The 15,869-nt window shown below is 62.9% G+C and carries 16 protein-coding genes; 3 read left to right on the top strand and 13 right to left on the bottom strand.

Annotated features, from left to right (window positions below):
* Positions 1-39: 39 nt before the first annotated feature.
* On the bottom strand, positions 40-402 hold the full coding sequence (hisI, locus tag FDP25_RS16190) for a phosphoribosyl-AMP cyclohydrolase (RefSeq protein ID WP_154154717.1): 363 nt from the start codon (positions 400-402) through the stop codon (positions 40-42).
* A gap of 67 nt (positions 403-469) precedes the next feature.
* Between hisI and FDP25_RS16185 the strand changes: the two genes are divergently transcribed.
* Positions 470-925 (top strand): iron-sulfur cluster assembly scaffold protein, encoded by a 456-nt coding sequence (locus FDP25_RS16185; protein WP_154154714.1) that lies wholly within the window; start codon positions 470-472, stop codon positions 923-925.
* Positions 926-934: 9 nt separating this feature from the next.
* Here FDP25_RS16185 and FDP25_RS16180 read toward each other — a convergent pair whose 3' ends face one another.
* The 6 genes from FDP25_RS16180 to sciP form a co-directional block, all read right to left on the bottom strand.
* Positions 935-1,315: a c-type cytochrome gene (locus FDP25_RS16180; RefSeq protein ID WP_246175977.1), complete on the bottom strand. Its 381-nt coding sequence runs from the start codon at positions 1,313-1,315 to the stop codon at positions 935-937.
* Between the two features lie 299 nt (positions 1,316-1,614).
* Positions 1,615-1,737, bottom strand: a complete 123-nt coding sequence (locus tag FDP25_RS17370) for a hypothetical protein (RefSeq protein ID WP_281350487.1) — start codon at positions 1,735-1,737, stop codon at positions 1,615-1,617.
* Between the two features lie 135 nt (positions 1,738-1,872).
* Positions 1,873-3,963, bottom strand: a complete 2,091-nt coding sequence (gene recG / locus FDP25_RS16175; RefSeq protein ID WP_154154708.1) for an ATP-dependent DNA helicase RecG — start codon at positions 3,961-3,963, stop codon at positions 1,873-1,875.
* Positions 3,960-6,083: an NAD-dependent DNA ligase LigA gene (gene ligA / locus FDP25_RS16170; protein ID WP_154154705.1), complete on the bottom strand. Its 2,124-nt coding sequence runs from the start codon at positions 6,081-6,083 to the stop codon at positions 3,960-3,962. The genes recG and ligA overlap by 4 nt, the downstream gene beginning before the upstream one ends.
* Before the next feature lie 226 nt (positions 6,084-6,309).
* Positions 6,310-7,026: a response regulator transcription factor CtrA gene (gene ctrA / locus FDP25_RS16165; protein ID WP_154154702.1), complete on the bottom strand. Its 717-nt coding sequence runs from the start codon at positions 7,024-7,026 to the stop codon at positions 6,310-6,312.
* Positions 7,027-7,137: 111 nt separating this feature from the next.
* Complete coding sequence (gene sciP / locus FDP25_RS16160) at positions 7,138-7,413, bottom strand: CtrA inhibitor SciP (protein WP_154154699.1); 276 nt, start codon at positions 7,411-7,413, stop codon at positions 7,138-7,140.
* Between the two features lie 134 nt (positions 7,414-7,547).
* On the opposite strand from sciP, the gene mnmA reads away from it, so the two are divergent.
* Together mnmA and FDP25_RS16150 are read left to right on the top strand one after the other, a co-directional pair.
* Positions 7,548-8,687: a tRNA 2-thiouridine(34) synthase MnmA gene (gene mnmA / locus FDP25_RS16155; protein ID WP_154154696.1), complete on the top strand. Its 1,140-nt coding sequence runs from the start codon at positions 7,548-7,550 to the stop codon at positions 8,685-8,687.
* Positions 8,688-8,700: 13 nt separating this feature from the next.
* Positions 8,701-9,531 (top strand): M90 family metallopeptidase, encoded by an 831-nt coding sequence (locus FDP25_RS16150; RefSeq protein ID WP_154154693.1) that lies wholly within the window; start codon positions 8,701-8,703, stop codon positions 9,529-9,531.
* A 14-nt stretch (positions 9,532-9,545) separates the two neighbouring features.
* Here FDP25_RS16150 and lpxB read toward each other — a convergent pair whose 3' ends face one another.
* The 6 genes from lpxB to bamA all read right to left on the bottom strand — a co-directional run bounded on the left by lpxB (position 9,546) and on the right by bamA (position 15,797).
* The gene (lpxB, locus tag FDP25_RS16145; RefSeq protein ID WP_154154689.1) at positions 9,546-10,691 is read right to left on the bottom strand and encodes a lipid-A-disaccharide synthase; all 1,146 of its coding nucleotides are present in this window, start codon (positions 10,689-10,691) and stop codon (positions 9,546-9,548) included.
* The gene (locus tag FDP25_RS16140; RefSeq protein ID WP_154154686.1) at positions 10,691-11,494 is read right to left on the bottom strand and encodes an LpxI family protein; all 804 of its coding nucleotides are present in this window, start codon (positions 11,492-11,494) and stop codon (positions 10,691-10,693) included. The genes lpxB and FDP25_RS16140 overlap by 1 nt, the downstream gene beginning before the upstream one ends.
* A 2-nt stretch (positions 11,495-11,496) precedes the next feature.
* Positions 11,497-12,300: an acyl-ACP--UDP-N-acetylglucosamine O-acyltransferase gene (lpxA, locus tag FDP25_RS16135; RefSeq protein WP_154154683.1), complete on the bottom strand. Its 804-nt coding sequence runs from the start codon at positions 12,298-12,300 to the stop codon at positions 11,497-11,499.
* Between the two features lie 5 nt (positions 12,301-12,305).
* Positions 12,306-12,770, bottom strand: a complete 465-nt coding sequence (gene fabZ, locus FDP25_RS16130) for a 3-hydroxyacyl-ACP dehydratase FabZ (RefSeq protein WP_154154679.1) — start codon at positions 12,768-12,770, stop codon at positions 12,306-12,308.
* Positions 12,771-12,841: 71 nt separating this feature from the next.
* Positions 12,842-13,459 (bottom strand): OmpH family outer membrane protein, encoded by a 618-nt coding sequence (locus FDP25_RS16125; protein WP_154154676.1) that lies wholly within the window; start codon positions 13,457-13,459, stop codon positions 12,842-12,844.
* A 1-nt stretch (position 13,460) separates the two neighbouring features.
* Positions 13,461-15,797 (bottom strand): outer membrane protein assembly factor BamA, encoded by a 2,337-nt coding sequence (bamA, locus tag FDP25_RS16120; protein ID WP_425500530.1) that lies wholly within the window; start codon positions 15,795-15,797, stop codon positions 13,461-13,463.
* Between the last annotated feature and the right edge of the window lie 72 nt (positions 15,798-15,869).

Below are 15,869 nucleotides of genomic sequence, written 5' to 3'. Positions count from 1 at the left end.
TCTCCGGGGGTGTGGGGGTGGAAAACCCCCACAAGCGCCTCACTCGGACACAGGCGCCATGATCTCCACTTCCGCACCATCCCGCACAGCCGTGTAAAAACAACTCCGCCGGTTGGTGTGACAGGCCGGCCCCTCCTGCCGGATCAACACCAACAGGCAATCGCGGTCGCAATCCACCCGCATCTCGATCAATTCCTGCACATGCCCCGAGGTCTCTCCCTTGATCCAAAACGCCTGCCGCGACCGGCTCCAATAGGTCACGCGCCCGGTCTCCAGCGTCCGCGCCACGGCCTCGGCATTCATCCATGCCACCATCAGAACCTCACCGCTTTCATGGTCCTGTGCGACCGCCGGAATAAGGCCCTTGTCGTCGTACTTTAGTGTCGAAGCATCGAAATTCATGGAGGAAAACCTTTTGCATCTGCCGTCATGGCCTCTATCTATGGGGTGTCACGCGAAAGGGAAAGCCATGAGCGGCGAAACCGACCTGATCAAGCTTTACTCGGCCCGGATTCTCGAACTGGCCGCCGATATTCCGCACCACGGGCGGCTCGAGGCCCCCGAGGCCACGGTCAAACGCCGCGCGCCGCTTTGCGGCTCGACCGTCACCGTGGACCTGGTCACCGATGGCGAGAAAATCACCGATTACGCCGCCGAGGTGAAGGCCTGTGCTTTGGGCCAGGCCGCGGCCAGCGTGGTGGGGCGGGCAATCATCGGCTGCACGCTGCCCCAGGTGACCGAGGCCCGCGATGCCCTCAAGGCCATGCTGAAATCCGACGGCCCCACACCGCCCGCACCCTTCGACGGGCTCGAAGTGCTGCGCCCCGCCCGCGACTACAAGAATCGCCACGCCTCCATCCTGCTCACGCTCGAGGCCACGGTCGAGGCCATGGAACAGGCCAATGCGGCCCATTCCTGCGCCTGACGCGGGGCGTTATTTCTGCATGCCAGCCAAGTACTCGACCAACGACAGGATACGCACGCGCGCCTGCGCTTCTGGTGCCGGGGCATAGTCGATCATCGGGCGCGCCTCTGCATCATAGGTATATCGCATTCCCCAAGCCGGCATTTCACGGCTGCCGTGCGGGCCGATATCGGCACGGCCATCGACAACCTCGTAAACGCGTTCCACCGGGAATATCCCGCCATTATCCGCGCTCAGCATCGTAAGATCAGGAAGACTGGTGGTCAGGTACCCCGCCATCGGGCCACTGCCGGTTCCGTCCGCCCCGTGACATTGCGCACAGGAATTCATGTACTCAGCTTCTCCAAAGCCTTCCTGCGCCGTTACTGTCCCACTCGCCCCTAAAACCATCGTCAAAAAGCACGCTTGACCGAAAAGTCTCATTTTACAGTCCTCCTTGCAGATTGCGCTCTCAACCTGCTCCCCGCGCCCCCACCTCGCATTGCCCGCGGTCAATTGCGGTTTCCATGAAAAAAAACCGCCGCGCGCTGAAACAGCGGCGGCGGCAGGGAAAGCTCGGCTTCGTGTGACCTGCCGCAGAACCGGGGATTTGAGGCAGACCCGGCGGGACAGTGGGACAGGCTATGTCACATGCATCAACATTGGGGACAGGATGCAGGCAGCAGGTGCGAAGCGTCGCAGGCAGAAACTCAGATGAAACCCGGGATGTAGAGACCGGCAACCAGTGTCACCATCAGGGCGGCGGCGCCAATGAAATCTCCAAGCAATGTCTCGGAGGAGCTTTCGGCGGCTGTCTTGATCTGGCGAAGCATGGTGGCCTCCTTATCCCGTGTTCCTAAGTTGCTACTTTGTTCTCATTTTGAGGAACAAAAAGCAAGAACTTTTTTAGAACATTTGCGAACTTTTAAGGATTTTCTGGATCAAACCCTTGGAATCACGGGATTTCCCTAGCCGACCGAAATCAACCGGATCGCCTGATCCTGTTCCATCAACCACAGCAGAACACGGGCCGCCTGCCCCCGCTCACTGGTCAAATCCGCATCCTCGGCCAGAAGCTTCCGGGCATCCGATTGCGCCACCGCCATCAGCGCCGATTGGCTTTCCATGTCCGCCACCCGGAAGCGCGGCAGCCCCGATTGCGCGGTGCCGATCAGATCGCCCGCCCCGCGCATCTCAAGGTCTACCTCGGCGATGCGAAACCCGTCTTCGGTGTCGCGCATGGTGGTCAGGCGTTTCTCGCCCCCCTCGCTCAGCGGCGCTTGATACATCAACAGGCAGGTCGAGGCCGCCTCGCCGCGCCCCACACGCCCGCGCAACTGGTGCAACTGGGCAAGGCCGAAGTGCTCGGCCCGCTCGATCACCATGATCGAGGCATTGGGCACATCCACCCCCACTTCGATCACCGTGGTCGAAACCAGAACACTGGTTTCGCCCTTTTGAAACGCCGCCATGGCCGCGTCTTTTTCATCGGGGGGCATTTGCCCGTGCACAAGGCCCACCACCCCTTCGCCCAAGGCCGCGCGCAACCGTTTGAAGCGGTCCACGGCGCTGGACAGGTCCACAGCCTCGCTTTCCTCGACCAAGGGGCACACCCAATAGGCTTGCCGTCCCTCCGCCACCGCGCGGCGCAGGTGTTCCACCACCTCGTCCATCCGCGCCATGTTCACCAAGGCGGTCTTGATCGGTTTGCGCCCGGGCGGTTTTTCGTCCAGCACGCTCACATCCATGTCGCCATATTGCGCCAATGACAGGCTGCGCGGGATCGGCGTCGCCGTCATCACCAGAACATCGGCCTGAGCCCCCTTCTTGCCCAGTTCCAGCCGCTGCCGCACCCCGAACCTGTGCTGCTCATCCACGATGGCCAGCCGCAGATCGGCAAATTCCACGTCCTTTTGAAAAACCGCATGGGTGCCCACAAGGATCTGGATATCGCCCCGCTTCAGGGCCTCCAGCTTGGCGCGCCGCTCTGCCCCCTTGTCACGGCCCGTCAATATCTCGATCACCACGCCCGCCGCCTCGGCCAAGGGGGTCAAGCCTTGCAAATGCTGACGCGCCAGAATCTCGGTCGGGGCCATCATCACCCCCTGCCCACCTGCTTCCACGGCAATCAATAGCGCCTTCAAAGCCACAAGCGTCTTGCCCGCGCCCACATCGCCCTGAAGCAGGCGGTTCATCCGGCGCGGCGCGGCCATATCCTCGGCGATCTCGGCAATCGCGCGGGTCTGCGCGCCTGTCAATTCATAGGGCAAAGCCTCCAAGACCTTGGCCTGCAAATTCCCCGTACCCACGGTCGCCCGCCCCTTGCCCCGGCGCAACTTGGCCCGCGCCAAGGCCAGCGTCATCTGGTGCGCCATGAACTCGTCATAGGCCAGCCGTTCGCGCGCCGGATGCGCCGGGCTCAGATCGCCCATATCTTCAGGGGTATGCGCCGCACGCACCGCTTCGGCCCAATCGGGCCAGCCGGCTTGCGCCTTCTGCGCGGGGTCGATCCATTCCGGCAGGTCCGGCACACGCGCCAAGGCACTGCCGACAGCCTTCATCATGGTTTTCTGCGTGACGCCAGCGGTCAGCGGATAAACCGGCTCGAAATCCGGGATATCTCCCGCCTCCTCGGGGGGCAGGATATGCTCGGGGTGAACCATCTGCGCCATGCCGTCGAACAGTTCCACCTTGCCCGAGACCACGCGCCGCGCCCCCGTCGGCAAAATCCGCCGTAAATATTCGTCCCGCGCATGGAAAAACACCAAGGGAAACGAGGTCGCCGCATCCTCCACATAGACCCGATACGGCCCGCCGCGGCGTTGCGGCGCCGTGTGGCGGCCCACGGTCACCTCGACCGTCACCACACCGGGAATTTCGGCCCCCTGCACCGTGTCCCGCTTGCGCCGGTCGACCCCGGAATAGGGCAGCGTGAACAGCACATCGCGCGGCTTCTCAATCGCCAAAGCACCCATGTTCTGCGCACTTTTCGGCCCCACGCCCTCCAGCGTTTCAAGCCCCGCAAACAGCGGGAAAAGGATTTCAGGCCGCGTGCTCATGCATCCCCGATCAAGTCTAGCCAGCCGTCTTCGTCGATCATCTCGACCCCCAACTCCTCGGCCTTTTTCGCCTTGCTGCCCGCGCCGGGGCCAGCGACCACCAAATCAGTCTTGGCACTGACGCTTCCCGACACTTTCGCGCCCAGCGATTCCGCCCGCGCCTTGGCCTCGGCGCGGGTCATCTTTTCCAAGCTGCCGGTGAACACCACCGTCTTGCCCGCCACGGGGCTGCCTTCAGTATCAGGGCGCTCCGCCGCTTCGATCTCCAGATGCGCCACCAGCCGGTTGATACTTGCGCGCTCATGCTCCTGCGCGAATGTCGTCACAAGGCTTTGCGCCAGAACCTCGCCCACACCGTCGATCCCCAGAAGCCGCTCCCACTCCGGGCCTTCCATCTCGGCGGCTCCGTCCATTGCAGCGATGAAATCCCCCCATGTGCCATAAAACCGGGCCAGCATATTGCTCACCTGTTCGCCCACATGGCGGATACCCAGCGCGAAAATCACTCGGCCGAGCGCGATTTCACGCCGCGCATCAATCGCCTCAAACAGCTTCTCGGCGCTTTTTTCGCCCCAGCCTTCACGGTTCTTCAACTGGGTCAGGCACCCCGGCCCATAGCGTTCTTTCAAAGTGAAAATATCCGCGGGCTCCTTGATCCAGCCATCAAGGTAAAACTGCTCCACCTGTTTCGCACCCAGCCCTTCGATGTCAAAGGCCGCGCGTGACACAAAATGCTTGAGCTTTTCCACCGCCTGCGCGGGGCAGATCAGGCCCCCGGTACAGCGGCGCACCGCATCACCATCCTCACGGATCGCATCACTGCCGCACTCCGGGCATTCCTGCGGAAACACATAGGGCTCGGCCCCTTCGGGCCGCTTGGCAAGGTCCACATCCGCCACCTTCGGGATGACATCACCCGCGCGGTACACCTGCACCCAGTCGCCCACGCGAATATCCTTGCCGCCACGAATTTCATTGCCCTTGGCATCGCGCCCGGCGATGTAATCCTCGTTGTGCAGGGTGGCGTTGCTGACCACCACACCGCCCACCGTCACCGGATGCAGCCGCGCCACCGGCGACAGCGCGCCGGTCCGCCCCACCTGGATGTCGATCCCCTCCAGCCGGGTCCAGGCCAGTTCAGCGGGAAACTTATGCGCAATCGCCCAACGCGGCGTGGTACTACGGAATCCCAGCCGCTTTTGCAGGGCAAGGTCATTAACCTTGTACACCACCCCGTCGATGTCATAGCCCAACTCGCTGCGCATCTGTTCGATCCTGCCGTAATGCGCCAGCATCTCGCGCGGTCCATCGCACAAGGCTGTCAGCGGATTGGTCACGAACCCCAGCCCCTGCAACCGCTCAATCGCGCCCATCTGTGTCTCGCCCAATGGCGCGCTCACCTCGCCCCAGGCATAGGCGAAAAACCTCAAGGGCCGCGCCTTGGTGATCCGCGAATCCAACTGTCGCAGGCTCCCGGCGGCGGCGTTGCGCGGGTTGGCAAATGTCTTGTCGCCCCGCTCGGTCTGCCGGGTGTTCAGCGCCTCGAAATCGGCGTGGCTCATGTAAACCTCGCCGCGCACCTCCAGAACATCGGGCGCCCCCTCCAGACGCTCGGGAATATCGTCGATGGTGCGGGCATTGGCGGTGACATTCTCGCCCACGGCCCCGTCGCCCCGCGTCGCCGCCTGCACGAGCCGCCCCCCCTCATAACGCAACGACAGGCTCAGCCCGTCGATCTTCGGCTCGCTGGTGTAATGCAGTGCCTCGGCCTCACCCATCCCGAGATAACGGCGGATACGCTCGTCGAAATCACTGATGTCCTCATCCTCGAAGGCATTGCCAAGGCTCAGCATCCGCACCGCATGGGTGACCTTGGCAAAGCCCTCCGCCGGGGCCGCGCCCACGCTTTCGCTGGGGCTGTCGGTGCGCTTGAGATGCGGGAACCGCGCCTCGATCGCCGCGTTGCGGGCCTTCAGGGCGTCAAATTCGGCATCCGTGATCTCGGGCGCGTCATGGGTGTGATAGGCGGCATTCGCGCGGGCAATCGCTTTGGCCAGCCGCTCCAACTCGGCCTTCGCCTCTGCCTCGCCCAGGCTTTTCACCGCCACCTCGTCGCTCATCCGTACCCCCTCATCCAACAGGCCGCCCAGACCCGGGTCTCATCGCTCAAAGTGTTAGGCCCCAGCGCCGCTGAGGTCCAGTGCTCCGATGCAAATCACAACGTACCAAAGTCGGGAGGCAAAGGTGCAGCGCAACGAAAAAGGCGCGCCACCGGGTTCGGCAGCGCGCCCCTCTTTTCGGCCCGGGGACATCTGGGGGGAGATGCCGGGCCAAAGACGACCGGGATCAGGCCCCGATGGCCAAGGGCTGATCGCCCATCTCGTTCGGTTCCGGGTCACGCAAGACATAACCGCGTCCCCAGACCGTTTCGATATAACTGTCGCCGCCCGTCGCCTCCGACAGTTTCTTGCGCAGCTTGCAGATGAAGACATCGATGATCTTCAACTCCGGTTCATCCATGCCGCCGTAAAGGTGATTGAGGAACATCTCCTTGGTCAGGGTCGTGCCCTTGCGCAGGCTCAGCAGCTCAAGCATCTGGTATTCCTTGCCGGTCAGGTGGACGGTCTTGCCCTCCACATCCACCGTCTTGGCATCCAGGTTGACGTTGATCTTGCCGGTGCGAATGACCGATTGCGAATGCCCCTTGGAGCGGCGGATGATCGCGTGAATCCGCGCCACCAGTTCCTCGCGGTGAAACGGTTTGGTCAGGTAATCATCGGCGCCAAAGCCAAAGCCCTTGATCTTGCTTTCGGTGTCATCCGCCCCGCTGAGGATCAGGATGGGCGTTTCGATCCGGGCCAGCCGCACCTGCCGCAGCACCTCGTGCCCCGGCATATCCGGCAGGCCAAGGTCCAGAAGGATCAGGTCATAGTCATACAATTTGGCAAGGTCGATCCCTTCCTCCCCAAGGTCCGTGGTATAGACGTTCAGGTTGGCATGGGTCAGCATCAACTCGATGCTTTTCGACGTTGTGGGGTCATCTTCTACCAGCAGCACTCGCATAAGGGGGTCTCCACTTTGGTTGTTCAGGTTCCTGACCAACCTTGGACAATATTGGTTAACTACAGGTTACCGATGAAGAACAAATTACGTACTCTCCCTATGGTTGTCCAGTCATTCTTTCCTTTTCTGGTGGAACGTGGCTTTCAACCCCTCGGTGCCATCCCGCATAACCGACTGAACCCATTCATGAAATTCCTCCTCGCTCAATCCATACTGCTTGAGCGCATCACCCTCGCTGATCAACCCGTAGGCCACGCCCCGCACCACCGCCAGCTTGCGTGACACGACCCATCGGCAGGTCTCGGGGGGCGGCAGGTCCGCCAGTGTCATCACGGTTCCATCAGGCAGGGTCACCGCCCTTGGCCCATCGACTTTCTTGAGATACATGGCTCTCACCCTCTTGAAGGTTCCTGCCCCACCATGGCGTCAATCTGCTTAAACAGGGGTGAAACCGCACCTTGAGAGTGCATAGGATTTTCATATATTCCGCTTGAAACCCGCGACCCACAAGGATGGCTGCCATGCCGTTAGAAACCCCGCTGAATTCTCTGGGCCTGCCCAAGGCCCCGGCCGACACGCGAGTCGTCGTCGCCATGTCGGGCGGCGTCGACAGTTCCGTCGTGGCCGCCATGCTGGCCGAGGAAGGCTATGATGTTGTGGGCGTCACCCTGCAACTTTACGATCACGGTGCGGCACTGGCCAAGAAGGGCGCCTGCTGTGCCGGGATCGACATCCACGATGCCCGCCGCGTGGCCGAGGACATGGGCTTCCCCCATTACGTCCTCGACTATGAAAACATCTTCAAGGACGCGGTGATCGACGAATTCGCCGACAGCTACCTTGCGGGCGCAACCCCCGTGCCCTGCATCCGCTGCAACGAGCGGGTGAAGTTCAAGGACCTGCTGGAAACCGCCAAGGATCTGGAGGCCGACTGCATGGCGACCGGCCACTACATCCAACGGATGGTCGGCGCGAATGGACCGGAGCTACACAGCGCGGCGGATGCAAACCGCGACCAAAGCTATTTCCTGTTCTCGACCACCCCGGAACAGCTTGATTTCCTGCGCTTCCCGCTGGGCCACCTGCCCTCCAAGGACGCCACCCGCGAACTTGCGGCCAAGTACGGCCTGCAAGTCGCCGACAAACCCGACAGTCAGGACATCTGCTTTGTCCCCAACGGCAACTACGCATCGGTGATCGAGAAACTGCGCCCCGGCGCGGCCGAACCCGGTGACATCGTCCATGCCGATGGCCGCGTTCTGGGCGAGCACAACGGCGTGATCCACTACACCATCGGTCAACGCCGCGGCCTTGGCATCGGCGGGCTGTCCGATCCGCTCTACGTGGTGAAACTCGATGTCGACAACCGCCAGGTGGTCGTCGGCCCCAAAGACATGCTCGCCACCCGCAAAGTCCCGGTGCGCGAGATCAACTGGCTCGGCGATGCCCCCTTCGACAGCCAAGAAGAATGGCATGTCGCGGTCAAGGTCCGCTCCACCCGCCCCCCGCGTGAGGCGGTGATCCGGCCCATCTCGGAAACCGAGGCCGAGGTCGAGCTTCTGACCCCCGAGGAGGGCGTATCCCCCGGTCAGGCCTGCGTCTTCTACGACAGTGACAGCTCCCGCATCTTCGGCGGCGGCTGGATCTGGCGCGGCGACTGAGCCCGCGCCGCCCATGCCGCTCTATCTCGCCCTCGCTCTTGGCCTGCTCGTCTTGGGCTGGATTGCCTATCGCCGGTGGCAGAAACAACAGGCCCGCACTGACCTTCTGGCCATGCCCCTCTCCGACGATGACCGCGCCATCGTCGCCGACCACGTGCCGCTGACGCGAAAACTGCCCGCCGATCTGCGCGCCACCTTCGAAGGCAAGATCAACCTCTTCCTCGATCAGGTGCAGTTCCTCGGCTGCAACGGGCTTGAAGTGACCCGCGAAATGCGCCTCTCCATCGCGGCGCAGGCCTGCCTATTGGTCGCCAACTCGCCCGCCTGGTACAGCCACCTGACCACGATCCTCGTCTATCCCGGCGCCTTCAAATCCCGGCAACAACGGCACAGCGGTTATGTCGTCACCGAACAAGAGGTCGTGCGCACCGGCGAAAGCTGGTCGCGCGGGCCGGTCATCCTATCATGGCAACACAGCGACCAAGGCGCGCGCAATGATCGCGACGGCCACAACGTGGTGATCCACGAATTCGCCCACCAGTTGGACGACCTCTCGGGCCATACCAACGGCGCCCCGGACCTTGGCAATCAAAGCTTCGCCGATTGGGCGCGCATCTTCGTTGATGCGTATGACCGTCACGCGGCCAATGTCGAGGCCAGGCGCCGCACGGCAATCGACCCCTACGGTGCCGAAGGCCACGAAGAATTCTTCGCCGTCGCGGTCGAAGCCTTCTTCGAAACCCCCGACCGGCTCAAGCACGCCGAACCGCAAGTCTACGATCAGCTCGTCACCTACTTCCGGCTCGATCCCTCAACATGGTCCGCCCCCGCGCCCCGGGCCTGACCCGGGGCCTCGCGTCACAAGCGTTTCAACACCGCCCGCGCCGCGCGCAGGCCCGGTTCCTCGCCCCCCCGGCCCAGCCGCTCCATGGTCAGGCGCATTGCTTCACGCTGCGCCTCTGGATGCTCCATCATCCGCAGCACACCGGGGGCGATCAACTCGGCCCGGCACTCCTTGCCGTTGAACTCCGGCACCGCGCGGGTCTCGCTCACCAAGTTCACCAATGTCAGCGTGTCGATCTTCAGCATCCAGGCGATGATCTGGCGGCTCAGCCACGCCGCGTCATAGGCGATCACCATCGGCACATCTGCCGCCGCCAGCTCCAACGACACCGTCCCCGACGCCGCCAGCGCATAATCCGCCGCCCCGAAAGCCGCGGCCTTGCGCGCCTTGTCGGCCTCGGCCTCCCCCTCGGGGGCCACAACGACCGGCGCCCCCGGCCAATCGGCCACCAGCGCGCGCACCTCTTCGGCCCGTGCCGCCGTGGTCGGCAGCACCAGCCGCAAATCAGGCCGCGCCGCGCAGACCTCGCGCAGGGCCGCGCCAAAAATCGGCCCCAGCCGGGCCACCTCGCCCCGGCGCGACCCGGGCAAGACCATCAGAACCGGCGCATCGCCAAGCCCCGCCTCATCCCGAAACGCCGCCACCTCCGCCGCACTGGCCTGTGGCTCGCTCACCACCGGATGGCCCACGAAATCGCACTCCATCCCGGCGGCCTCCATCAAGGGTGGCTCGAAGGGCAGTAGCGCCAGCACATGGTCAATGACGCGTCCCATCTTCGCCGCGCGCCCCTCGCGCCACGCCCAGACCGAGGGCGCCACGTAATGCACCGTCCGAATATCGCTATTCTCTTTGACGATCTTGGCCACCCGCAGGCAGAAATCCGGGCTATCGATACTGATCACCACATCGGGCTTCGCCGCAAGAATGGCCTCCGCCACCTCTCGTATCCGCCGCTTGAGGTGAAAATACTTGGGCAGCACCTCGATGATGCCCATCACGCTCAATTCCTCCATCGGGAATTGCGAGGTCAACCCCTCGGCCTCCATCAACGGCCCGCCAACACCTAGAAATTCAACGCTTTCAAGCTGTTTCAATCCGGCCATGAGCGCCGCCCCCAGACGGTCGCCCGAGGCTTCGCCGGCAATGACGAAAACCCGCATCACGCGTCCCGCGCGGTCAGGAATACGCCCAAGGCCTCGGCCTTCGCCACTGTGGCCTCACGCTCCAACACCATGACGCGCCCCGCCTCGATGACCAACCCGGCCAGCCCCGCAGCGGATACCGCTTCGATCGTGGCGGGCCCCACGGCTGGCATATCCACCCGCAAATCCTGCCCACGTTTCGCGGCCTTGACGTAAACGCCGGTCTGCCCCCGGCGCAGCGCCTCGGGCGTTTCACCAACAAACCGCAGGATTGCATCGGTGCCCTGCAAGGTCTCGATCCCCAAACAGAGGCCACCCGCCACGGCACAGCCCTGCCCGACATCCACCGGCGACAAGGCCGACAGGATGTCAAACGCCCGCTCGGTATCGCGCAAATCCTGCGCGGATGGCTCCGGCCCCGCCAAATGCCCGGCCTTGGCCACAAGATCGGGCAGCACCTCATGCGCGCCGATCACCTCGAATCCCTGATCCTCGAAAACATCGATGACAGCGCGCAAAAGCGCATCATCGCCGCCCTGAAGCGCGCCCATCAGGCGCGGGGCCACCTGCATCATCGTCGCGTCGAACTGCGTCGGATCCAAGGGGGGCCGCGCCAATCCCCCGGCAAAGACAACGCGGGTCACACCGCCCGCGCGCATGGCGTCGAACAGCCCGCCGATTTTTTCGATCCGGTGCGCCTCGACATCCTCAACCTCGGTGGGCACCCCCTCCAAGGCCAATCGCATCGCCTCTGGCACCGCTTCGGCGATCCGCACCGGCAGGGCGCCACCACAGGCGAGAATCCCAAGCCGCCCCGCCAAGGCTACATCGCTCCGGGCGTCAGGAAGGACCGGTCACTCGCCGCCGTCACGAAATCCACGATCTGGCGCACATATTGGCTTTCGGTTTCTTCGCCCAGACGGCGGGCGCGGTCCTGAAAGGCCCCCTCACCCTGCGCCAACATCTGGAACGCGGCGCGAAGCGCGGTGATATCCGAGCGGGCAACGCCCCGGCGCTTCAACCCCACAAGGTTCAACCCGTCCAATTCGCCGCGCGGGGCCTGCACAAGGCCATAGGGAATCACATCGTTGGTCACCATGGTCACCGCACCGATGATCGCGCCCTGACCGATCCGCACGAATTGATGCACGCCCGACAAGCCACCGATGATCACATCGTCTTCCACGATACAATGCCCGGCAAGGGCGGCGTTGTTCACCACGATCACCCGGTTGCCCAACTGCACGTCATGCGCCACGTGACAGCCCGCCATGAACAACCCATCGTCGCCCACGCGGGTCACGCCGCCGCCGCCCTCGGTGCCGGCGTTCATCGTCACATGCTCGCGGATACGGTTTCGCGCGCCAATCTCAAGCCGGGTCTTTTCGCCCTTGAACTTCAGGTCCTGCGGGATTTCCCCGATACAGGCAAAGGGAAAGACCATGCAATCCTCGCCCATGACCGTCTCGCCGCTCACCACAACGTGGCTTTTCAACTCGACCCCATCGCCAAGCCGCACCTCCGGCCCGACATGGCAAAACGGCCCGATCCGGCACCCCTGCCCGATCTGCGCCCCCTCCTCGACAATCGCCGAGGGGTGAATCTCTGTCTCGCCACGCTCGGTCATGCGGGTCACTCCTTGGGCAAATCCATCATCGCGGTGAATTCGGCCTCGCAGGCCATCTCGCCCTCGACTTCGGCCACACCGGCAAAACGCCAGACCTTACCACCCGGCTTGCCGCGCGTGGTGGTGATCTTCATTTCCAACACATCACCGGGCACCACCATGCGGCGGAATTTGCACTTCTCGATGGCCATGAAATAGACCAGCAACTCGCGGTCCTCCATGCCAAGCGCGGCCCCCACCATCACGGCGGCGGTCTGCGCCATGGCCTCGACGATGGTCACACCGGGCATGATCGGCTTGGATGGGAAATGCCCCTGGAAATGCGGCTCGTTCATGGTGACGTTCTTGATGCCGCGCGCCGATTGGGTGCCGTCGATATCGACCACCTTGTCGATCAACAGGAAAGGATACCGATGCGGGATCAACCGCTGGATTCTGTGAATATCCGCAGACTGCAACGGCTCGCTCATGGGGTATCCTTTCAAAAACTGTCCCGTTGCGCTTCACTAGCAACTGCCCCCTGATTGGGCAAGATGCAGGCTCAGTTCTCCGAGGGCGCCGCGTCATCCCCGGCGGCCTCGTTCCCCTGCGTGTCCGCCTGAGGCGCCTCGGGGCCCTCGCCGATCTCGGCATCGATCCGTGTCGCGGCCAGATCGGTGACATCCACCGCATCGGCACGCAACAGCACGCTGCGGGCATCCATGATCACCGCGCCCCCGGTATCCTCCATCAGCCCGACCAGAACCGGCTCGACCATGCGCATGAACTGCACCGGCAGCAACTCCCGGCGGCGCTCCAGATTGCGCACCGCCCGGTCACTCTCACGCCGGATACGTTGAACCTTGGTGTCAAAATGATCTGCCAGCTCGCGGAATGCCTCCGGCGACAGGGTCGCACGCTTTTCGGTCAGCGATTTCTCCTCGGCCTCCAGCTCGGCCTCAAGCTCCCGGTTGCGCGTGCTCATCGCTTCGCGGGCGGCCTGGAATTCTTCCAGCATCCGCTGGCCCAACAGGGTTTCCGCAAACAGGCGCTCGGGGTCCAGAACAAGGATCTCGCTCTGCACGACACCCACGTCCTGCGCCAGAACAGCAGGCGCCGGGGCCACGCCAAGCACCCCGGCCAAACCCGCCGCGACAAGAATACGCCGCAGCAGGGTCACCTTAAAATTCCGTTCTGACCGTCAGGTCGAAGAACTGGTCACTGTCACCCGGTTCTTTCTTGATGGTATGCGCAAAGTTCATCCGCAACGGCCCGAAGGGCGACTTCCAGAACAGCGACAGACCGACAGCATGACGATCTTTGAACCCCGTCGACGACAGGGGGCCAACCGCATTCGCCGTATTCACATCCCAGATCGAGCCGACATCGTAGAAAGCACCGCCACTGATCCCGTATTCCTCGGGCAGGCCCAGCGGGAACTCCGCCTCGAACTTGGCCACGGCATAATAGTTGCCGCCCAGGAACTCGTTGCCTTCCTTCGGCCCGATACCGCCCGGCTCAAAGCCGCGCATGATCTTGTTGTTGTACCGGTCGATGGCGCGGCTGCTATCGCCCCCGCCATATTCCAGCATCCCGCCTTCCAAAGAGGCCCGCAGGGTCACTTCCTCGTTCAAGACCTTGGTCTGGCCCAGAATGCGCGCCGAGGTGCGGATGAATTCCACATCGCCACCCAGCCCCGCGAACTCCTGCCCGAAGGACAACAGCACACCGGCATTGGGGTTCAGGCCCGTGCGGCGCGTGTCATAGGTATATTCATATCCCAGCGCGCTTGAGAACCGGCCCCCGATGTTGGTTTCGTTGGCCAGAATACCGTTGGGGAACGTCCCGATGTAATCATTCATCTCGCCGTAAACGAGGCTGTAATACAGCGCCAGACGCCCGTTCTCGCTGACCGGGAAGGTCAGGCTGGGGCGCAGGTCGCCATAGACCGTATCGTAAAGGTTGGTGTTGTTGGTATCGGTCTCCTGATAGGAGGTCCGGAACCCGAACTCCACATCCCGCCCAAGGAAGGCCGGTTCGGTGAAGTCGACCACGTAGTTTGCCGTATCCCCTCCGAATGAAACCTGCGCCGTCAGTTCCTGACCGCGGCCCATGAAGTTCCGCTCGCTGAAGCCAAGCATGATCCCAAAGCCCGAGTCGGTCGAGTAGCTCCCGCCGAAAGACAACGTGCCGGTCGTGGTCTCTTCCACGTTCACATCCACGACCACCTGGTCGGGGCGCGATCCCTCGCGCGCGTTCACATCCGCTTCCTTGAAGAACCCAAGCGCACGAATCCGCTCGGCAGCCTCGCGAATCTGGCGCGGGTTGAACGGGTCGCCCTCGACCACGTCGAACTGCCGCCGGATCACCCGGTCCAGCGTCGTCGTGTTGCCCTCGATGTCGATCCGCTCGACAAACACCCGCGGCCCGCGCACCAGCGCGAATTCCACATCCAGCGTCAGATCACGATCGTTGCGCGTGATCCGCGGCTCCACCCGCAGGAAATCCACCCCCTGCTTGATGCCAAGGCGCTCCATCCGCGCGACCGAATTTTCAACCAGCGTCGGAGAATAGATCACACCGGGCCGAACCTTCAGCACGTCCTGGTACTCCGCCGGGTCCACATTCGGAATGTCGCTGACGGTGGTGATCTCGCCAAAGCGGAACTGCTGACCTTCCTGCACGTTGAACGTCACGAAATAGGCATCCCGCTCACGTGCCAGTTCGGCATTCACGCTGGTCACCCGGAAATCGACATAACCGCGCGACTGGTAGAAATCGGTCAGAACCTGACGGTCGAATTGCAAGCGATCCTCGACAAAGGAATCGCGTTCGATGATCGCCCGCAACAGGCCCGCCTGCTTCGAATCGATCACCCGGCGCAACCGGCGGTCCGAATAGGCCCGGTTGCCGACGAACCCGATGCGCTGCACCTCGATCTTGCCCCCTTCGAAAATCTCGAAGACAAGATCGACCCGGTTGTCGCTGCGGCGGATGACCTTGGGCGTGATGCGCGCCGCGATACGGCCATTCTGTTCATAAGCTTCCGTCAAGACCGAGGCGTCGCGCTCGGCCTTGCTGGGGCTGAACACCTGCCGCGACCGGCTTTCGATGAAGCCCTCAAGGTCCTCGTCCTTCAGCCGCTTGTTCCCCTCAAAGGAAATACGGTTGATCGTGGGATATTCTTCCACCTTGATGACAAGGCGGCTGCCCTGCGGCTCGATGTTGACGGTTTCAAAAAGACCGCTGCCAAGGATGCGCTGATAAGCCTCGTTCAACTCCGCGGCCGAGACAGTCTCGCCCCGGGCGATTCCGGCGTAATTCAGGATGGTGGCCCCATCGACACGCTGGTTGCCCTCGATACTGACCGAATTGAAGCGATAGTTTTGTGCCTCGGCCTGCCCCGGCAAGCCCAACAGGACAATGGCCACGAAAGCCATCAATCCCAGACGCAGCATCCCCGCGATCCGCTTAGCCTCCCCAAGGCGCCGCGCCTGAGTCTCTCCGAAATCCTGCATCGAACAATTCCAGCTCTACATCCCAATTAAATTGTGAGTAACCGGGAAAGCATGGCTTGTCAAAACGCCATT

The sequence above is a fragment of the Roseovarius bejariae genome (assembly GCF_009669325.1).
In the GTDB taxonomy this organism is placed as follows: domain Bacteria; phylum Pseudomonadota; class Alphaproteobacteria; order Rhodobacterales; family Rhodobacteraceae; genus Roseovarius; species Roseovarius bejariae.
This window is presented reverse-complemented; position numbering and strand designations above follow the sequence as displayed.